Source organism: Streptococcus sanguinis (genome assembly GCF_050225395.1).
GTDB lineage: Bacteria > Bacillota > Bacilli > Lactobacillales > Streptococcaceae > Streptococcus.
On sequence record NZ_CP071431.1, the window covers coordinates 372,921 to 392,987 of the forward strand.

Sequence of the window (20,067 nt, forward strand, 5' to 3'; positions counted from 1 at the left end):
GCGTAGGAGAATTTTCCTTGTTTCAAGTGCTATTTGCAATATCCGAACCTTCTGCCTTTATTTTCTGAAATAGTATACAAAATCCTCGAATTTATGCTACAATGAGACAAACTAAAAATGATTGGAGCCAAGCATGAAAGCAATTATTACCGTTGTCGGAAAAGATAAAACAGGGATTGTAGCCGGAGTTTCTACTAAGATTGCGGAGCTGGGGCTGAATATTGACGATATTTCCCAAACCGTTTTGGAGGAATATTTTACCATGATGGCCTTGGTGTCCAGTGATGAAAAGCAAGATTTTACGGTACTTCGCAATGAGTTTGAAGCTTTTGGCCAAGAGCTCAACGTCAAAATCAACATTCAAAGTGCAGCCATTTTTGATGCCATGTACACTATCTAAGGAGTGAAGGATGGATATTAGACAAGTAACAGAAACCATTGCCATGATTGAGGAGCAGAATTTTGATATTCGGACCATCACCATGGGCATTTCACTCTTGGACTGCATCGACACAGATATTAATCGGGCGGCGGAGAAGATTTACCAAAAAATCACGACCAAAGCGAAAGACCTGGTGGCAGTTGGGGATGAAATTGCTGCAGAGCTTGGGATTCCTATCGTCAACAAGCGGGTCTCCGTGACTCCGATTTCTCTGATTGGGGCAGCTACGGATGCTACAGATTATATTCCTTTGGCTAAGGCTCTGGATCGAGCGGCTAAGGAAATCGGCGTAGACTTCATTGGTGGTTTTTCTGCCTTGGTCCAAAAGGGCTATCAAAAAGGCGATGAAATTCTCATTAATTCTATTCCACGAGCTTTAGTGGAGACGGACAAGGTCTGTTCTTCTGTCAATATCGGTTCAACAAAAACTGGTATTAATATGACGGCAGTTGCGGATATGGGACGGATTATCAAGGAAACTGCCCAGCTTTCTGACATGGGGGCGGCCAAGCTAGTCGTCTTTGCCAATGCGGTAGAGGACAATCCCTTCATGGCGGGCGCCTTCCATGGTGTCGGTGAAGCAGATGTGGTCATCAATGTTGGTGTTTCTGGGCCAGGTGTTGTCAAGCGGGCCTTGGAAAAGGTCCGTGGCGAAAGCTTTGATGTGGTGGCTGAAACGGTCAAGAAAACAGCCTTCAAAATCACTCGTATCGGTCAGTTGGTCGGTCAGATGGCCAGCGAGCGTCTGGGCGTCAAGTTCGGGATTGTTGACTTGAGTCTGGCTCCAACACCGGCAGTCGGAGACTCAGTGGCTCGTGTCTTGGAAGAAATGGGCTTGGAAACAGTTGGCACTCATGGCACGACAGCAGCACTTGCCCTGCTCAATGACCAAGTCAAAAAAGGCGGTGTCATGGCCTGCAATCAGGTTGGCGGACTGTCTGGTGCTTTCATTCCTGTGTCAGAAGACGAGGGCATGATTGCGGCTGTGCAAAATGGCTCGCTCAATCTAGAAAAGTTAGAAGCTATGACAGCTATCTGCTCGGTAGGTTTGGATATGATTGCCATTCCAGAGGCGACACCGGCTGAAACCATCGCAGCCATGATTGCGGATGAAGCAGCGATTGGTGTCATCAATCAGAAGACAACAGCTGTGCGGATTATTCCGAAAGGCAAGGAAGGCGATATGATTGAATTTGGCGGGCTCTTGGGAACAGCTCCGGTCATGAAGGTCAATCAAGCTTCGTCAGCCGCCTTTATCGCGCGGGGCGGTCAGATTCCAGCGCCCATTCACAGCTTTAAAAACTAAAAAGCTAGATTTAAAACAGCTTTTAAGAAAGCATCATAAAGGACAGCTATTCAGTTTCCGATTAGGAGTTTGCGGGATTGAATCTAGCTGGATGCTTGAAAGATAGGGGATTATAAGGAGATTGTTTAGGTTATGAATAAAAGAGAGCTAGCTGAGCTGGCCCTTGATTTAGGTTTGGATTTTGATAAAGAGAGCGGCATTATATATGGCCGTAGAAGGGATTATGCTTTTTATCTAGAGACCATAACAGATGGCGATGAATTTGCGATTTTCTTTTCAGTCAGATGTGAGCTGGGTTATATTGGTCGAGATACCTTGGAAGCTCTGATCAACGTTTCTGAGGTCTTGATTGATTTTGAGAGAGCTGGCTATAGCCTAGCCTGTCAGATTTTGGCCAATCAGGATCGGGATCTGCTGCCGGATATTTTGGAGGAGGCTATCGAAGACTGCACCCGCTATTTTGAGGAGCAAGGGCTGGTTAGCGCCTGTGAGAAAACCGGTGAAACCGGAGATGTAGACTTGTATCAGTTCAAAGGAGACTGGCTCTTTCTCACGCCATCTAGCTATGAGCGAATGATTTCCATCTCACAGGATAAGGTGACAAAGCGCTCCCTTCCTCATCAAAGTCCGCAGAAAATACATTATTTCCTGGGGATTGTCGGGGCTTTCTTGACTAGCTTGCTTGGTGCATGCCTTGTCTTCTTCCTGACAGGTGCATCCTTGGCTATGGGCTTTATATCAGGTTTTACACTGCTATTTAGCATTGCTTGCTATGAAAAATTTGTCAAAGGGATTTCGGTTTTAGGAATTGTGGCAAGTTTCTTTTTTACTTTAACGATGAGCTTTTTAGCTATTCAAATCGGTTATGCCAATTCTTTTTACCAAGGGGAAGGCAATATTTTGCAAGCCGTTATCTCTATTAATAAAGCCGCTTTATCCGGACAGTTTGGTCTTAATTATTGGCTCCATTATCCGTTCATTGTTCTTGGATGTGTCAGTGCTGTAAAAGTTCATGTTAAGTCTCTATAGTTGATTAGATGCTGATTTCACGGTGAGCCGCTGTCTATCATAGCGGAGAACTGAGTTCTCCCTCTTCTTTATCCTAAAGAATTCGAAGGCCTTTTTCAAAATTTACTATAACAAACAAAAATAAAAGAGGTAAACTATGTCAAAAACGAGACTCTATGTTATCCGTCATGGCAAGACCATGTTTAATACTATCGGCCGGGCACAGGGCTGGTCTGATACGCCGCTGACTGCCGAAGGCGAGCTCGGTATTCGTGAGCTGGGTATCGGATTGCGAGAGTCTGGCTTGCCTTTTATCAAGGCTTTTTCCAGTGATAGCGGCAGGACCATTCAGACCATGGGGATTATCCTAGAGGAGCTGGGTCTGACTGGCCAGATTCCCTATCGCTATGACAAGCGCATCCGAGAGTGGTGTTTCGGAAGTTTTGATGGTGCTTATGGGGGTGAGCTTTTTCATGGCGTTATCCCACGTGTTCTTAAGACGGATAATTACAAAGAACTCAGTTGGCCCGATTTGGCGAATGGCCTGGTAGAAGTGGATTCGGCTGGCTGGGCTGAGCCTTGGGATAAGCTTAGCGGTCGGATTTTAGAAGGATTTGAAGCCATTGCTAGAGAGGTGGAGTCCTCAGGCGGTGGCAATGCTCTGGTCGTCAGCCACAGTATGACCATTGGTACTTTGGCTTATCTGGTTGATGAGAATATCACGAAAAATCCTAATGTCGAAAATGGCAGTGTCACAGTGCTGGAGTATGAAGATGGTCGCTTTAGCATCCAGGCCTTGGGTGATGTGTCTTACCGTCAGGTTGGTGCAGCTATATTGGACCGAGAAAATCAAGAATGAGCGGGAGTTTTGAGTCTCCTGCTTTTTGCTTTGAAAGCCAGATGGCGCCAATTTCTTCATAAAATGGTATAATATGAAAAGAACAACGGAGGAAATGAAATGGCAAAAACAAGATTATACTTGGTTCGTCATGGCAAAACCATGTTTAATACTATCGGCCGGGCTCAAGGCTGGTCTGATACCCCATTGACTGAAGTTGGGGAACGTGGCATTCATGAGTTGGGTATTGGCTTGAGAGAAGCTGGGCTTGATTTCGAATTGGCTCGCTCCAGCGACAGTGGTCGAACTATTCAGACCATGGGCATTATTCTAGAGGAACTGGGCCTGACAGATCAGATTCCTTATACCTTTGACAAACGGATTCGCGAATGGTGTTTTGGCAGTTTTGATGGTGGTTATGATGGAGAGCTCTTTATGGGTGTGATGCCTCGGGTTTTCAATATTGAGCATGTTCATCAGCTCAGCTATGCTGAGTTGGCAGAAGGCCTTGTAGAAGTCGATACAGCGGGCTGGGCAGAAAATTGGGAAAAGCTTAGCGGCCGAATTTGGGAAGGCTTTTCAGCCATAGCTGAGGAACTGGAAGCTGCTGGCGGTGGCAATGCCCTTGTAGTCAGCCACGGCATGACCATCGGAACCTTTGTCTATCTAATCAATCGAACTCGGCCTCATGGTTTGGACAATGGCAGTGTGACGGTTGTAGACTATGAAGACGGTAAATTCACAGTAGCTTGCGTCGGAGACATGTCTTATCGAGAGGCCGGTGCCAAAGTAATGGAGGAAGAAGTTGAAGCGCGCTAAACATCGCAAAGAAAAGAGAAAATCGAAGTCTAAAAAGATTGGGTTGACACTTTTGCTGTTAATCGTCTTGTGTCTGGCAGCTGGAGGAACGGCGATTTATTTCCGTCCGTCCTTGTTACAAGATCTGCTTGCAAAGATTCAGTTTTCGGGTTCGTCTAGCAGTTCTGCTAATAAGGGCTCTTCTAGCTCAGAGAGTTCACAGTCTGATTTGCCCAAGGTGTCTTCTACTGACTGGAATTTGATTTTGGTCAATCGTGACAACCAGCAAGAAGAAAAGACGCCTGATCTGACTCAGATTGGAGAAATTCAGGTGGACAGCCGCATTGCTGAAAATACTCGGCAATTCCTAGCTGCAGCCCAAGCGATAGCTCCTGAAGAAACTCTAATCTCTGGCTATCGCAGCCGAGCTGAGCAGGAGGAACTCTATAACGAAAAAGTTGCTGGGGAAGTCGCCAAAGGCTTGTCAAATGAAGAAGCAGTCAGCATCGTGCTGAAGCAGGTGCAGCTTCCAGGAGCCAGCGAGCATCAAACGGGCTTGGCTATTGATATGAGCGCTCCAGAAGGCCAAGAGGATGAATTGGCAGCCAAAATTGCCCAACTAGCTCCGCAGTATGGCTTTGTCCTTCGCTATCCGGATGGCAAGAGTGACATTACTGGAGTTGACTTTGAGAACTGGCATTACCGCTATGTCGGTGTGGAGAATGCCCAGTATATGCAGAAGCATAATCTGGTTCTGGAAGAATATATCGCCCTACTCAAAGCAGCGGGAAAATAAACAAGTAAGTCAGGTGTTCCTGGCTTTTTTTATGCAGATTTATCAGGATGTAGCTCTCTAATCCTTTTAGCTTCTGACTAAATCAACTATAAGTATTGAAAGATAAAAATGAATCACTTTCTGTAAAAATATTTATAAATCCTTGACAACTATATCGGACTGCGATATAATTTTGTATATCAAGGTTCGATATATCGAGGTGAAAGTGAGATGAAAAGATGAGTGGATTGACAGAAAAGCTTAGGAGAGTCTATGTGCCAATGACAGAGACAGGTTTCTATATCCTTTTCTGTCTTCAGAAAGAAAGGCATGGGTACAATATTACTCAAAAAGTCAAGCAATTGACAGAAGGACAGCTATCTATCAGCCCAGGCACCATGTACGGGACCTTGGCAAAGATGGAGAAAGATGGTCTGATTGCCTTTGTTCGTGAGGAAGAAAAGAGAAAACTCTATTCTATCACAGAGCTTGGAAGACAGATTTTAGAGTTGGAAATCCAGCGGATTGAGCGCCTTTACCGCAATAGTAAGGAGGAAGTTTGATGGAAAAGAAAATTGTCTATAAAATCTTTACCATTGCAGACTATGACAGAGAAGCAGCTTATTTTAAAAAAATGCACATCCAGGGCTGGAAATTGAAGAAAGTAAGTTATTCTCCCTTTCTTGTTGCAGTTCGTTATACTTTTGAAGCATGTCCGCCTCAGGAAGTGGCCTATCAATTGGATTTTCGCCCCATGAAGAAGGCGGAGCAAGAATCCTATTATCGACTGTTTGAGGATTGTGGCTGGGAGCATATTACAAACTTTAATCAATTTTCTTATTTCCGCAAGCCGGTTTCTCAGCTTGATGCAGACAGCGATCTTGAAATCTATAATGACGCATGGTCTAAGCTAGAAATGGTCAAGCGTTTGCTTGTATGGCGATTTTTGCCAGCCATCATGGTTTTGTGTGTCACTACTTATCTCATCCTAGATATTTTCCAGAAGAGTTTGAAAGCAAGTCTGTTATTCAAATCAATCTTAGCAATAGACTGTATTATATTGCTTATTCTGTTCTGTCAGCTGGTCCATATTGCCCTGCGTTTTTGGAAAATGAGGCAGGAGCTGAAAGACTGATTGCAGTTTTGTTAAATACTGTTATGAAAGCGAGGAAAACAATGAACAAGACCATTATTGAAGTGCAAGGCTTGAAAAAGAAGTTCAAGGAGCAAGAAGCCCTGGCAGGAATCGATTTTTCCATCCGAGAGGGAGAGATTTTTGGCTTTCTAGGGCCTTCTGGATCTGGTAAAACCACGACTATCAATATTTTGACTGGTCAGTTGTCTGCGGATGCTGGATCAGCTCATGTGCTGTCTGCACCGGTTGAGGATTTGAAGGCAGAAGTGCTGGAGCAGATTGGGATTGTCAGCGATGGCAGTGGTTTTTATGAAAAGATGTCACTTTATAAAAATCTCAAGGCATATGCTATGCTCTTTGGGGTTAAGATGACAGAAGTCGATGAACTTCTCCGAAAAGTGGGACTCTATGATAGCCGCAACAAGGTGGCTGAAAAACTATCTACGGGTATGAAGCAGCGCATGTTACTGGTGCGTGCCTTGATTAATCAACCTAAATTGCTCTTCTTGGATGAGCCAACCAGTGGTTTGGATCCGTCAACCTCTCGCACCATTCATGAACTACTGCTAGAACTAAAAGCTCAGGGGACAACTATTTTTCTGACGACTCATGATATGCAGGAAGCTACCCTCTTGTGTGATCGCTTGGCCTTGCTAAGTAAAGGAAAACTAGTCGAAGTAGGCAGTCCACATGAGATAATCCAAAAGTATAATACAGATAAGAAGGTTCGTTTAGAATATGAAGATTTGACGACTAAGACGGTGGCTTTTGAAGAACTGCAAGGAGGCATGGATTTGGCCAATGTTATCAGTATTCATTCCTGCGAACCAACTTTGGAAGATGTTTTCATCACGTTGACAGGAGGTACCTTAAATGTCTAATAAATTAAAAGGTATGATTTGGCTAAGAGGTCAAGTGACGCTAGCTAATAAAAGTATTCTGTTGCAAGTTTTCATGCCGATTTTCCTTATTTTTCTCTATAAATTTATTTTTTCTCTGAATGGAGCAGGTAAGGAAATTGGAGCGGATAAACTAGCTACTATGTTGCTTACGATCTCTCTGCCTTTCTCTCTAGCCATGTCTGTTGGGACACCTATCATCATCATCCTAGCTGAGGAAAGAGAAAAACGTAATTTGCAAAGTTTGCGCTTGGCTGGTGTGACAGCTGGTCAATACATTCTCTCTGCTTTAATCTGGCCAGCGATTATTGGGATTTTTTACATCGTCATTACCCCAATTTTGGTGGGAGCCAAGCTCTCTCATCATCTGTTCAGCTATAGTTTAGTTCTCTTATTGACCATGCTGGTCTTAATTTTCTTCTTTTTAATGGTTGGCTTGTTTTGTAAAAATCAGGTCATGGCACAATCCCTTAGTGTACCAGCCATGCTCTTGGCGGCATTTATTCCTATGTTTTCAAATATGAGCGAGGACTTGTCGAAGGTGCTGCGTTATAGTTTTATGGGCTTATTTACTAGCTACATGAGAGATTGGTCTCATTTCCATTTATGGAGCGGAGAATTTTTGGCTCTGCTACTTTGGCTGCTTCTTTTTGCAGGAATTTCTTTCTATTTGATGCGCCGTTTGCAAATCTTGGACGACTAATCTAGGTCGCTAGACTGATTTTTAGCACTCTTGAAAAAAGAGTGCTAATTTTTTGAGTTTTTGTCTTGACTTTGGTGTGGAAGAGTGTATAATAGAATCATGAGTTAGCACTCGAGGTGGTTGAGTGCTAATTGACAGCAGAATCTTGATTGGAGGTGATGCCGTGGTCACGGAGCGTCAAAATGAGATTTTGAATTTGATTATTGATATCTTTACCAAGACTCACGAGCCGGTCGGCTCCAAAGCCCTGCAGGATTCTATCAATTCCAGCAGCGCCACTATCCGCAACGATATGGCAGCTTTGGAAAAGCAGGGGCTTCTGGAAAAGGCGCATACGTCCAGCGGCCGTAAGCCTAGCGTGGCTGGTTTTCAGTACTTTGTCAAGCATTCTCTGTCCTTTGATCGTCTCGCTGAGAATGAACTTTATGAGGTTATCAAAGCCTTTGACCATGAGTTTTTCAACTTGGAGGACATTCTTCAACAGGCAGCAGACCTTTTGACCAAGCTCAGTGGATGCACGGTTGTTGCACTGGATGTAGAACCCAGTCGGCAGCGTTTGACAGCTTTTGACATCGTTGTGCTCAGTCAGCACACGGCTCTGGCGGTCTTCACCTTGGATGAGTCCAATACCATTACTAGTCAGTTTATGATTCCGCGCAACTTCTTAAAAGAAGACCTGGATAGGCTTAAAGGCCTAGTAAGGGAGCGGTTCTTGGGACAGACAGTGCTGGACATCCATTACAAGATTCGGACGGAAATTCCGCAGATTATCCAGCGCTATTTCACTACGACGGACAATGTCATTCAGCTTTTTGAGCATATCTTTGGTGATATTTTCAAGGAAAATGTGATTCTGTCTGGCAAGGTTCAGCTCTTGGAATTCTCAGACCTGACGGCTTATCAGTTTTTTGATGACCCGCAGAAAGTAGCTTTTGAAATTCGCGACAGTTTGGCCGAAGATCAGATGCAAAGCGTACGTGTAGCAGACAGTAGAGAAAGCTGTTTGGCTGATTTGACACTAATTTCCAGCAAATTCCTGATTCCTTATCGAGGATTTGGAGTGCTGGCAGTTGTCGGTCCGGTCAATCTTGACTACCAACGACTGGTCAGTCAGATGAATGTTGTCAACCGCGTGCTGACCATGAAACTGACCGACTTCTATCGCTATCTGAGCAGCAATCACTATGAAGTCCATTAAATATAGTATAAATATTCCTAAAGAGGAGGTGCCTTGTGGCAAAGCATAAACAAGAAGAACATCCAGAAGATGTAGAAGTTAAAGAGGAAGCTGTAGAAACAGCTGATCAAGCTGAATCAGCAAGCCCTAAAAAATCAGAGTTAGAACTAGCTAATGAGCGGGCAGAAGATTTTGAAAACAAATATCTTCGCGCTCATGCAGAAATGCAAAACATCCAGCGCCGAGCAAATGAAGAACGCCAGCAGCTGCAAAGATACCGCAGTCAGGACTTGGCGAAAGCTATCTTGCCTTCGATAGATAATCTGGAGCGCGCACTTGCCGTTGAAGGGTTGACAGATGATGTCAAAAAAGGACTGGAAATGGTGCAGGAAAGCTTGATTCATGCTCTCAAAGAAGAGGGTATCGAAGAAATCCCAGCTGACGGAGCTTTTGACCATAACTATCACATGGCCATTCAAACCGTTCCAGCTGACGATGAGCACCCAGCTGACACTATCGCGCAGGTCTTCCAAAAAGGCTACAAACTTCATGACCGTATCCTGCGCCCAGCAATGGTAGTGGTCTATAACTAGGCTAGAAAACTTGAAAAATCTTGTCCGAAACGACAATAAACTATGAAGGAAGATAAAAAAATGTTCAGCTTTGCTTTTAACGAGCTAAGCGAACCAAAGAAGAGTATCAAAAAGAAAATAGAATATAAAATTTAAGGAGCAAAACACATGTCTAAAATTATCGGTATTGACTTAGGTACAACAAACTCAGCAGTTGCAGTTCTTGAAGGAACTGAAAGCAAAATCATTGCAAACCCAGAAGGAAATCGTACAACACCATCTGTAGTGTCATTCAAAAATGGTGAAATCATTGTTGGTGATGCGGCAAAACGTCAAGCAGTAACAAATCCAGATACAATCATTTCCATCAAATCAAAAATGGGAACTTCTGAAAAAGTAGCTGCCAATGGCAAAGAATACACTCCGCAAGAAATCTCAGCTATGATTCTGCAATACTTGAAAGGCTATGCAGAAGAGTACCTTGGTGAAAAAGTAAGCAAAGCAGTTATCACAGTACCGGCATACTTTAACGATGCACAACGTCAAGCGACTAAAGATGCTGGTAAAATCGCTGGTCTTGAAGTAGAACGTATCGTCAATGAACCAACTGCCGCAGCCCTTGCTTACGGTCTTGACAAACAAGATAAAGAAGAAAAGATTTTGGTCTTTGACTTGGGTGGTGGTACCTTTGACGTTTCAATCCTTGAGTTGGGTGATGGCGTCTTTGATGTACTGGCAACTGCTGGTGACAACAAACTCGGTGGTGATGACTTTGACCAAAAGATTATCGACCACATGGTAGCTGAGTTCAAGAAAGAGAACGGTATCGACTTGTCAAATGACAAGATGGCGCTTCAGCGTTTGAAAGATGCAGCTGAAAAGGCTAAGAAAGACCTTTCAGGTGTGACATCTACTCAAATCAGCTTACCGTTTATCACAGCTGGCGACGCTGGACCTCTCCACTTGGAAATGACTCTGACTCGTGCCAAATTCGATGATTTAACTCGTGACTTGGTAGAGCGCACTAAAGAACCAGTTCGCCGTGCTCTTTCTGACGCAGGCTTGAGCTTGTCAGAAATTGACGAAGTAATCTTGGTTGGTGGTTCAACTCGTATCCCGGCTGTTGTAGAAGCTGTTAAGGCTGAAACTGGTAAGGAACCAAACAAATCAGTGAACCCTGACGAAGTAGTTGCTATGGGTGCTGCTATCCAAGGTGGTGTTATCACTGGTGATGTTAAAGACGTTGTCCTTCTTGACGTAACACCATTGTCACTTGGTATCGAAACAATGGGTGGTGTCTTCACTAAGCTGATTGACCGCAACACAACGATTCCAACTTCTAAATCACAAGTCTTCTCTACTGCAGCAGACAACCAACCAGCCGTTGATATCCACGTTCTTCAAGGTGAACGCCCAATGGCTGCGGATAACAAGACTCTGGGACGTTTCCAATTGACAGATATCCCAGCTGCTCCTCGTGGAATCCCTCAAATCGAAGTAACATTTGACATCGACAAGAACGGTATCGTATCTGTTAAGGCTAAAGACCTTGGAACTCAAAAAGAACAACACATTGTCATCCAATCTAACAGTGGCTTGACTGACGAAGAAATCGACCGCATGATGAAGGATGCAGAAGCGAACGCAGAAGCAGATAAGAAACGCAAAGAAGAAGTTGATCTTCGTAACGAAGTTGACCAAGCTATCTTTGCGACTGAAAAGACTATCAAGGAAACAGAAGGCAAAGGCTTTGACGCAGAGCGTGACGCTGCCCAAGCTGCTCTTGATGAACTTAAGAAAGCGCAAGAAGATAATAACTTGGACGACATGAAAGCTAAACTCGAAGCTCTCAACGAAAAAGCTCAAGCGCTGGCAGTGAAACTCTACGAACAAGCTGCAGCAGCTCAACAAGCCCAAGCAGGAGCAGAAGGAGCTGAAAACGCAGGCTCAACTAAAGCAGACGACGATGTCGTAGACGGAGAGTTTACTGAGAAATAGGCGGAGAGACAGAATTAAAAATTGAAAGTTTTTAGTTCGTAGTCGAACCCCCGCGAGGATGATTAGGATTTTTGGGAGTCTGAAAGACGAACCTAAAATCCAATCAGCTACCGCGTCAAAAATTTTTCGAAAAATATTGTTTTGAAAATTTCACGTCGTAATGATAGGAAGAAATCCAGAGGTTGCAACCCAGCCTCTGTTTTTCGCTAAACTAGAGGGTGACGCTTATGAAGAAAGTGCTCTGTTTAATTTATCCTAATTTTTCACTTTATGAAGTAGTTGGTCTGACCAGTACTTTAGCTCTATCTTTTGGTGTTGAGATTGATTATGCTGGTTCAGATAGAAATGTCATAACATCGGAAGATGGATTAGCCTGTCAACCTACTAGAACACTGGATGAAGTAGTTATCGAAGACTATTCTTGTGTGATTTTGCCAGGAATGATAACTATTGTCCCTGCTTTGCATGATGAAAAATTGATTTCTTTTTTAAAAAATCTTACTGAACAGGATGTCTTGATTGCAGCTATTTCATCAGCACCTATCTTGTTAGCGAAAGCGGGGCTATTGAAGGACACTAGATTTACTGGTGGGATTTGGCAAAACTTCTTTGACTATTTTGAATTTCTTCCGTGTGATAATTTCAAAGCTCAAGCTGTTCTGCAAGATAAGAACATCATTACAGCTGTTGGCTTTGCCCATCAAGCGTTTGCAAGAAAAGTTCTTCTTAGTCTAGGTTTGGTAGATAATGCTGACAACTATTTTAAAGAACGGAATCAGTATCCGGAAGAGGACTTGATATTCACTTTATCAGAAGAAGAGTTTGCTGAAATGAAGCATGAATTTGAAAATACCCTCTGATCAATATTTTCTAAAATTTAAAGAAAGGAACATAGGTGTTCGCAACTGAACACGGGTTCCAAAAATTCTGACTCAATATAAAAGAAAGGAACTGAACCCGACCTAAATTCTCGGAAAAAAGAGAAATCAGCCTAGGAGCATCGCTCCGTCGCCTGATTTTCTATTTTTCAGTCGAATTTTACGGTCTTGGTATCTTACATGAACAATACAGAATATTATGACCGTCTAGGTGTCTCTAAGAATGCTTCTCAGGATGAGATTAAGAGAGCCTATCGGAAATTATCTAAAAAGTACCACCCCGACATTAATAAGGAAGCTGGGGCGGAGGACAAATATAAAGAAGTCCAAGAGGCTTATGAAACGCTGAGCGACGAGCAAAAGCGGGCAGCCTATGATCAATACGGCGCAGCGGGAGCTAATGGTGGCTTTGGTGGCGGTGCAGGAGGCTTCGGTGGCTTTGATGGTTCCGGCTTTGGCGGCTTCGAAGATATCTTCTCTAGCTTCTTTGGTGGCGGTGCTTCGCGTAATCCTAATGCTCCTCGCCAAGGGGACGATCTTCAGTATCGTGTGAATCTCCGCTTTGAAGAAGCCATTTTCGGGGCTGAGAAGGAAATCAAGTATAACCGTGAAGCGACCTGTCATACCTGTTCTGGGTCTGGTGCCAAGCCAGGAACTAGCCCAGTTACTTGTGGTCGCTGTCATGGCTCAGGTGTCATCAATGTTGATACCCAGACACCGCTTGGCATGATGCGTCGGCAAGTGACCTGTGATGTCTGTCACGGCCGAGGAAAAGAAATCAAAAGTCCTTGTGAAACCTGTCACGGAACGGGTCATGAAAAACAGGCTCACAGCGTCAAGGTGAAAATCCCTGCTGGTGTGGAAACTGGTCAGCAGGTCCGTCTGTCTGGTCAAGGTGAAGCAGGCTTTAATGGCGGTCCTTATGGTGACCTTTATGTCGTGGTCCAAGTTGAGCCGAGTGATAAGTTTGAGCGAGATGGGTCTACCATTTACTACAAGCTCAATCTCAACTTTGTCCAAGCAGCTCTTGGTGACAGCGTGGATATTCCAACTGTTCACGGGGATGTCGAACTGAATATTCCAGAAGGAACACAGACTGGCAAGCGTTTCCGCCTACGTGGCAAGGGAGCACCGAGTCTGCGTGGTGGAAGCATGGGTGACCAGTATGTTACTGTCAATGTTGTGACTCCGACCGGCCTCAATGATCGTCAAAAAGCTGCCCTCAAAGAATTTGCGGATGCTGGTAATATCTCAGTCAATCCTAAGAAAAAAGGCTTCTTCGACAAAATGAAAGATGCCTTGGAAGATTTGTAATTATATAAAAAGGAGCAGCCTAATGCTGTTCTTTTTATGTTTACTCGGATAAAAAACATAATTTAGCTGAAGAAGCCAGTTCGTCTAAACGCCTTTTCTTTAAAATAAATTCGCTAGAAAAGGTGAAGCGATTTTTTAATCTCTTCTTTTACAAAAATTAATTGTTTTTTTTAAGCAAAATCTATTGTAAAAATTTCCTAAAAGATATATGATAATACTATATGTATAAAACGCATCTTTTTAGCCTGCTGGGGAGTTGGCTAGGGAGGTATTGGGAGATTAGCTTTATACATTTTAGGAAAAAGGGGATTTATAAAGTGAAACGTTTTGAAAAAGTGCAGGAGCGAATTCAGAAATATTCGATTCGCAAATTGTCTGTCGGTGTGGGTTCAGTTGCCATTGCAGCTCTGATTTTTGGGAGCTCTTTGTCCAGTTCGACAGTTGCTGCAGATGAAGTAGGAGGCGGTGGGACTGCTCACTATACTTATGTTGAAGAGCAAGAGCTAACAGATCAGGAAAAAGGGCTGATTAAGAAAGGTCTGCCTGAAAATCTGCAAACGGGGGAAAACTATTACCTGATTTATCGGAAGCAAGATGGGCAAACTGTCTTGCCGCGTACAGGAAATAATGGACAGCCGCTTCTCGGCTTATTTGCGGGAACGGCTATTTTGGTTGTCTTGGTATTCTCACGAAAGAAATCTGGCAAATTACTAGGAGTGCTTTTGCTAGGCAGCTTGGGACAGACTGTATTACAGTCTCCTCAAGCGTTTGCGCTAGAAAATCGGGCATTGCTTTCATATAACCGTCAAGTTGCGGTTTCGTCAACAGTTTCTGAAGCGGATGTGACCATTGCTGGCTATAACTATATCGGTTACTTTACCGCTTCTGATTTGCTGGCTTTGACAGGAACCAAGCCGGCCTCCTTATCAGCTGGCCAAGAAGCTCGAGGACAAGCAGAATTATCAGAAGCTGCAAAAGAGGATTCTGATTCTATTGATCGAGCTGCTCAGGGAGGGTTGCTGTATCAGCTGAACCCTGCTGCAAATAATTCAGGACAGTCAGGGAAGCTTCCAGCTCCTCAGCCATCCAATCCAACTATAGAGACGGCAAAAGGGGAAAGCTTACAAGAGCCAGCTTTGCCAGAGTACACGGGCGTCGTTAATGGCGAATCGCTAGTTCAAGCGGACAATCCTAGCTATACAATTTCGGAAGGCACGGCAGGAGATACAGCCCCGGTTGAGCCAGCTTTGCCAGAATACACGGGCGGCGTTAACGGCGAATCGCTAGTTCAAGTGGAGAATCCAGTCTATGATGCTCAAGTAGGTACAGCTGGCGACACAGCTCCAGTTGAGCCAGCTTTGCCAGAATATACAGGCGGTGTTAACGGCGAGTCGACAGTTCAAGCAGACAATCCAGTCTATGATGCTCAAGTAGGCACGGCAGGAGACATAGCTCCGGTCCAGCCCGCCCTCCCAGAATACACAGGTGGGGTTAATGGCGAATCGACAGTTCAACCAGAACAACCTAGTCTGCATACAGACATCAAGCTAGAAACGATTGAACCTCAAGTTGTCAACAAGACAGATGATAGCAAGTATCTTGATGAGGAGACCACTGTCGATGGAACTCCAGGACAAAAAGAAATTGTTACCAGCTATGAAGTCTTGGGTGGTAATCGCATATCAGAGCCGCAAATAACTGAAAGAATCTTGCATGAAGCAGTTGATACAGTGGTCACTCGGGGTAGCAAGGCTCGCATCAATAAAGAAGAATTGAGCAAGCAGCTAGCTTTAGCAGCGGCTGTAGATCCAGGAGTTTACACCAATCAATCCTATCAGCAGCTGCAAGCAATTAAGAATATGGCTGCGACGGTTTATCAAACTTCGTCAAGTCAAGATGAAATAGATGCGGGTGTCAACCAACTTAAGCAAGCTTTGTCCGACTTATTGGCCCTTAAAGCAGCACCAACTCTGACTGTTTCAGCGGTTAAGAAGGATGAATTGCAGAAATCAGTTCAGATTCAATACCAGCTGACGGACAGGGATCAAGCCTTTACTAGTGCTCATGTTCGTCTGAAGAAGGATGGCCAGCTGATAGCAGAGCAGAACTTGGCGGCAGGCCAGTTGACTGCTAGCTTCAGTGGTTTGGACTACTATACACCATATAAGATTGAGACGACTCTGTCTTATGACTTAGGAAATGGCTCTGAAAGTCAGGAATTAGCTCAAGAGACAGTCCAGCTTGACCTGAAGAAGGTAGAACTCAAGTCCATCACTAATGTCGCTTTGATGAAGGTTGAAAATGGCCAGACAAAATTGATGCCTACTCTGGCTGAAAAGCCAGCAAATCTGGACCAATATTATCTGCACTTTACATCCGACCAGTTCAAGGACACTGTCCTACCAGTTACCTCTATTGAGGAAGTGGTCGTTGATAACCAGCCTGTCTTCAAGATTCAGGCTCAGCTGCCAGACTTGCTGCAAAGAAGCGCAACTGGTCTTCAAAACAGCTTTGATTTCTATCTGGAAAAGGCTAAGAAGCGTGAAGGAAATGTCTACTATGACTTCCAAGATCTTTTGGACGGTATCAAGGAAGATCCTTCTGGAACCTTTATTTTGGGCCGCAGTATCAGTGCCAAGCTGATTGACAAACCTGCCAACAGCAAATCTTACTTGCCAGGTGAGTTCAAAGGTCAGCTGATTGGCGGTCAAAATGGCGAGCGCCATGCGATTTTAGACTTGGCGCATCCTTTATTTGATACGATTACTGGCGGAACGGTCAAGGATATTGACTTTAAGCGGGTCAATATGGTTTATCCAGATTCGCAAGCGGGCGATACAATTGCGACAATTGCTGCCCGCTTGAAGAATAAAGGAGTAATCGAAAACGTCAATGTACAAGGATACTTGGAAGGAAGAGACCATATAGCCGGTCTGGTTAACAATATAGAAGGCCAATCTCGAGTTGAAAATGTCTCCTTTAAGGGTCAGATTAAGTCTAAAGGCGGAAATTCTGTAACAGCTGGTATCGCTGGAACCAACGCCATGTCCTTGGTGAAACGTGCCTACGTTGAAGCGGATATTTGGGTTAAGAGTGGCCAAAATGCAGGTATGCTGGTCGCTCAAAACTTCACTGACTATTCAGGTTCAGGCTGGGGTAACTGGGGCAGATTGATGCAATCAGTTGCCAAAGGTAAGTTAGAGGATGCAGGCTCAAGAAATTCAGCTGGTATCGCTGCTTCCATTTGGCCGTATGGAACCATCAATGACACTGTCAGCTATGCAACGGTAGTGAACGGTAAAGAGCTCTTTAGCTCAGATAATGAGATTACCGATGCTTGGATGGGACAAAAACTCCAAAACCTCTTTGGTGTTCAGGGACAAAGCTCTGGAACCAAGACAGGTAAAGATGCTAAGTTCCGTCGCTTGACAGAAGCAGAAGCTGAGCAAAAAGTCAAGAGCTATCAGATTACGGCTCTTGAGCAAACCAGCGCAAATGAAGTAACAACTGAGAAGCTAAATGCTGCTATCCTGAGAACAAGTACTTATCAAGATAAGCCAGGTTACAAGGCAGAAAATGAACAGCTTTATCAGAACCTCGAGCGCTTTATGCCTTTCTACAACCAAGAGTTCTTGATTCATGAGGCCAATAAGCTGGTGGATGCTGGTAAGGCGGGCGACCTGTTGACTAAGAAAGTTCTATCTGTTCAAGCACTAAAGGGCAACCAGTTTGTTGCTGGAGGAACGGATGCAGATAAGATCTTAGTCCATTTTGCAGACGGAAGCAAGATCATCTACAATCTTCAAAATCAAGCACGATTTGAACAGACGACTCTGCCGGAATATCAGATTGCAGAGCTTGGTACGGTCTATACCCCAAATCACTCAACGGCTGTCAAAGATGACTTGCTGACCCAGCTGACTGAAAGCTTGAAGAGTTTTGAACTATACAGTGATGAAGTCTATCGTTCTGTTGGTCTTCCTAATGATAATGATAGGGTCAACAAAGTCAAGCGCCTCTTCTTGGATGAATCTCTGACTGAAGTGAAAGCCAATTTGCAGGATATGATTGGTAAGCTCTTGGCCAATGAATGGACAAGATTCCATGCTGACAATCCAGCAGCTAATGAAGCTCTGAAAGCTAAAATCGAAGAGAACAAGACCGCTATCATGCTCGGTCTGACCTACCTCAACCGTTATTACGATCTCAAGTTTAGTGACTACAACCTCAAAGAGCTGGTGCTCTTCAAACCAGACTTCTATGGTGAAAAAGTACCATTGCTAGATCGCTTGATTAAGATTGGAAGTTCGACAGAAAATCAACTGAAAGGGGCAGACAATGTCAATATGTTTGCACGTCAGTTGAAGGCTGAGTCCAAGTCTAGTGATTTGGTGGCTTACTTGGATTACAACCGTCGCCTGCTGACTGACTTTGCGGACATGGATTCTTGGTTCAAGGATGCAACTCGAGGCTTTATTCAGTTTGAAGAGCGCCAGTCAGAAGTCGAGGAGATTAAGTCTGCTAAGTATCGCGTCTTTGACAACCTCAACTCTGAGTACTTCAGCAACTATATCCTTCCGCTGCTAACCTTGAAGAATACGCGCTTAGCCATTCTGTCAAACTATAGTACCATGGCCTTTGTCAACAGAGACAAGCGCCGCTCATGGTCGGATGAACGCTTTAATGAGCGCATCAAGGAAGTAGCGACCCAGCATCGAAATCACGTAGATACTTGGTATAAACTTCTGTCAGATAATATCAAGCCAAGAATGGTCAAGGAAAATGTAACGGCTGTATGGGATGGTTTCGATGTAGAAGGACGTGGCTGGATTGATGTCAACGGAAATGATAATAAGGGCAATCCTTATGCACCATCCCGCGAGTTCTTTAACCTAGTTGGCGGCAGAGCTGGTGGCTGGTACAAGTCAAATGGCTACGGTGCCCATGCTGCTGGTTCAATCCGTGTGAACTTCGAGGCCTTTGACCTCTTGACGGAATACGGTGTGTCCGTCTTCACGCACGAGCTCACCCACGTCAACGATAGAGATATTTATCTGGGCGGCCATGGCAGACGACAAGGTATCGGACCAGAAGGCTATGCCCAAGGGATGCTCCAATCACCTGTTCCTGGTCAGCCAGGCTGGGGTGCTCTTGGTCTCAATATGGCCTTTGATCGTCCAAATGATGGCAGTCTCATTTTCAATAGCTCGCCAAGTCTCTTCAAGAACCGAGCAGACATCGACCATTACATGAAGGGATATAATGATACCCTCATGCTGCTGGATTACCTTGAAGGTCAAGCGGTAGTGGCTAAAGGAAATGAAGCTGCGGCTAAATGGTTCAAGAAAGTTGAACCGAAGGTTGTAGATGCTCGGACTCAATACGATGTCGTGAGAGAGTTGACAGCAGAGGAGAAAGCGGCCATGTCAGTCTCTTCTGTAGAGGACTTGGTTGACCAAGGCTTGCTGTCTAACCGTGCGGTGGACAATCGAACTTATAATCCTGCTGATTACGACTCTAGTTACATTGCGATCGACTTTATGACAGGTATCTATGGTGGCGGCCAAAACAATACTGGAGCGCCAGGTGCCTTGATGTTCAAGCATAATACCTTCAGAATCTGGGGTTACTATGGCTATGAAAAAGGCTTTGTAAGCTATGCTTCCAATAAACACCGTAAGACAGCCAATGAGCAAGGGGTGACTGGTTTGAGCGATAACTTTATCATCAAGCAAATTTCTGAAGGCGAATTTGAAACCATGGAAGCCTTCAAGAAAGCTTACTTCAGAAAAGTTGTGGATAAAGCACAAAGCTCAGGTATTAAGCCAGTGACGGTCAACGGAAAAGTCTATCACACTTATGAAGAGCTGAAAGCTGGCTTTGCAGAAGCTGTTGACAAAGATCTGAAGAAGGCTCGTGTCGATGAACGGGCAACCAAGGACTTCAAGTATGCTGTCTTTACACAATTACTCAAGAATACCAACAGCTTTATGGATGAAAACTCCATTTGGGGTTCCTAAGAAAAAGTGTTTAATTGCCTACATGAGTAGCTGCAAATAATGACCTTTAGCAATATGCAATCAATAACCCATTTGAATTTGTTCTGTTTGTGTCGTCACTGACAGTCTGATTCAGATGGGTTGTTTTGTTGTATAATGGCAAGTCAGAGTGCAAATTATCCCTATTTCTTATACAATATTTTTAAAAAATCTGTCCCCGGACAG

At 44.3% G+C, this 20,067-nt stretch carries 16 protein-coding genes; all 16 read left to right on the forward strand.

Translation table 11 applies throughout. The annotated features are described in order from the left end of the window. The first annotated feature begins 133 nt into the window (after positions 1-133). The gene (locus J1C81_RS01940; RefSeq protein WP_002911697.1) at positions 134-400 is read left to right on the forward strand and encodes an ACT domain-containing protein; all 267 of its coding nucleotides are present in this window, start codon (positions 134-136) and stop codon (positions 398-400) included. A 10-nt stretch (positions 401-410) separates the two neighbouring features. Next, a complete protein-coding gene (locus tag J1C81_RS01945; protein ID WP_002916446.1) occupies positions 411-1,748 on the forward strand; it encodes a PFL family protein in 1,338 nt (445 codons plus the stop codon). Positions 1,749-1,880: 132 nt separating this feature from the next. Continuing rightward, positions 1,881-2,777, forward strand: coding sequence for a hypothetical protein (locus J1C81_RS01950; protein ID WP_002916445.1), 897 nt, complete (start codon positions 1,881-1,883; stop codon positions 2,775-2,777). A gap of 136 nt (positions 2,778-2,913) precedes the next feature. Then, positions 2,914-3,615, forward strand: a complete 702-nt coding sequence (locus tag J1C81_RS01955) for a histidine phosphatase family protein (protein ID WP_002916443.1) — start codon at positions 2,914-2,916, stop codon at positions 3,613-3,615. 99 nt (positions 3,616-3,714) lie between these two features. Further along, entirely contained in the window at positions 3,715-4,413 is a 699-nt protein-coding gene (locus J1C81_RS01960; RefSeq protein WP_002916442.1) for a histidine phosphatase family protein, read from the forward strand. Beyond that, positions 4,400-5,188: a M15 family metallopeptidase gene (locus tag J1C81_RS01965; RefSeq protein WP_002916441.1), complete on the forward strand. Its 789-nt coding sequence runs from the start codon at positions 4,400-4,402 to the stop codon at positions 5,186-5,188. Before J1C81_RS01960 ends, J1C81_RS01965 begins: the two co-directional genes overlap by 14 nt. Before the next feature lie 218 nt (positions 5,189-5,406). Continuing rightward, positions 5,407-5,730: a PadR family transcriptional regulator gene (locus J1C81_RS01970; protein WP_002916440.1), complete on the forward strand. Its 324-nt coding sequence runs from the start codon at positions 5,407-5,409 to the stop codon at positions 5,728-5,730. After that, a complete protein-coding gene (locus J1C81_RS01975) occupies positions 5,730-6,302 on the forward strand; it encodes a DUF2812 domain-containing protein (RefSeq protein ID WP_002916439.1) in 573 nt (190 codons plus the stop codon). Before J1C81_RS01970 ends, J1C81_RS01975 begins: the two co-directional genes overlap by 1 nt. 23 nt (positions 6,303-6,325) lie before the next feature. Beyond that, on the forward strand, positions 6,326-7,183 hold the full coding sequence (locus J1C81_RS01980) for an ABC transporter ATP-binding protein (RefSeq protein ID WP_032909908.1): 858 nt from the start codon (positions 6,326-6,328) through the stop codon (positions 7,181-7,183). Beyond that, on the forward strand, positions 7,176-7,904 hold the full coding sequence (locus tag J1C81_RS01985; RefSeq protein ID WP_002916437.1) for an ABC transporter permease: 729 nt from the start codon (positions 7,176-7,178) through the stop codon (positions 7,902-7,904). Before J1C81_RS01980 ends, J1C81_RS01985 begins: the two co-directional genes overlap by 8 nt. Positions 7,905-8,067: 163 nt before the next feature. Then, the gene (gene hrcA, locus J1C81_RS01990; RefSeq protein ID WP_011837494.1) at positions 8,068-9,102 is read left to right on the forward strand and encodes a heat-inducible transcriptional repressor HrcA; all 1,035 of its coding nucleotides are present in this window, start codon (positions 8,068-8,070) and stop codon (positions 9,100-9,102) included. Between the two features lie 35 nt (positions 9,103-9,137). Continuing rightward, on the forward strand, positions 9,138-9,674 hold the full coding sequence (gene grpE, locus J1C81_RS01995) for a nucleotide exchange factor GrpE (RefSeq protein WP_002916436.1): 537 nt from the start codon (positions 9,138-9,140) through the stop codon (positions 9,672-9,674). Positions 9,675-9,821: 147 nt separating this feature from the next. Then, complete coding sequence (gene dnaK, locus J1C81_RS02000) at positions 9,822-11,651, forward strand: molecular chaperone DnaK (RefSeq protein WP_002905346.1); 1,830 nt, start codon at positions 9,822-9,824, stop codon at positions 11,649-11,651. 227 nt (positions 11,652-11,878) lie between these two features. After that, positions 11,879-12,511 (forward strand): DJ-1/PfpI family protein, encoded by a 633-nt coding sequence (locus J1C81_RS02005; RefSeq protein WP_002916435.1) that lies wholly within the window; start codon positions 11,879-11,881, stop codon positions 12,509-12,511. A 198-nt stretch (positions 12,512-12,709) separates the two neighbouring features. Further along, the gene (gene dnaJ / locus J1C81_RS02010) at positions 12,710-13,843 is read left to right on the forward strand and encodes a molecular chaperone DnaJ (RefSeq protein WP_002916434.1); all 1,134 of its coding nucleotides are present in this window, start codon (positions 12,710-12,712) and stop codon (positions 13,841-13,843) included. Between the two features lie 317 nt (positions 13,844-14,160). Further along, positions 14,161-19,863, forward strand: coding sequence for a ZmpA/ZmpB/ZmpC family metallo-endopeptidase (locus tag J1C81_RS02015; RefSeq protein WP_032909906.1), 5,703 nt, complete (start codon positions 14,161-14,163; stop codon positions 19,861-19,863). Positions 19,864-20,067: the final 204 nt, after the last annotated feature.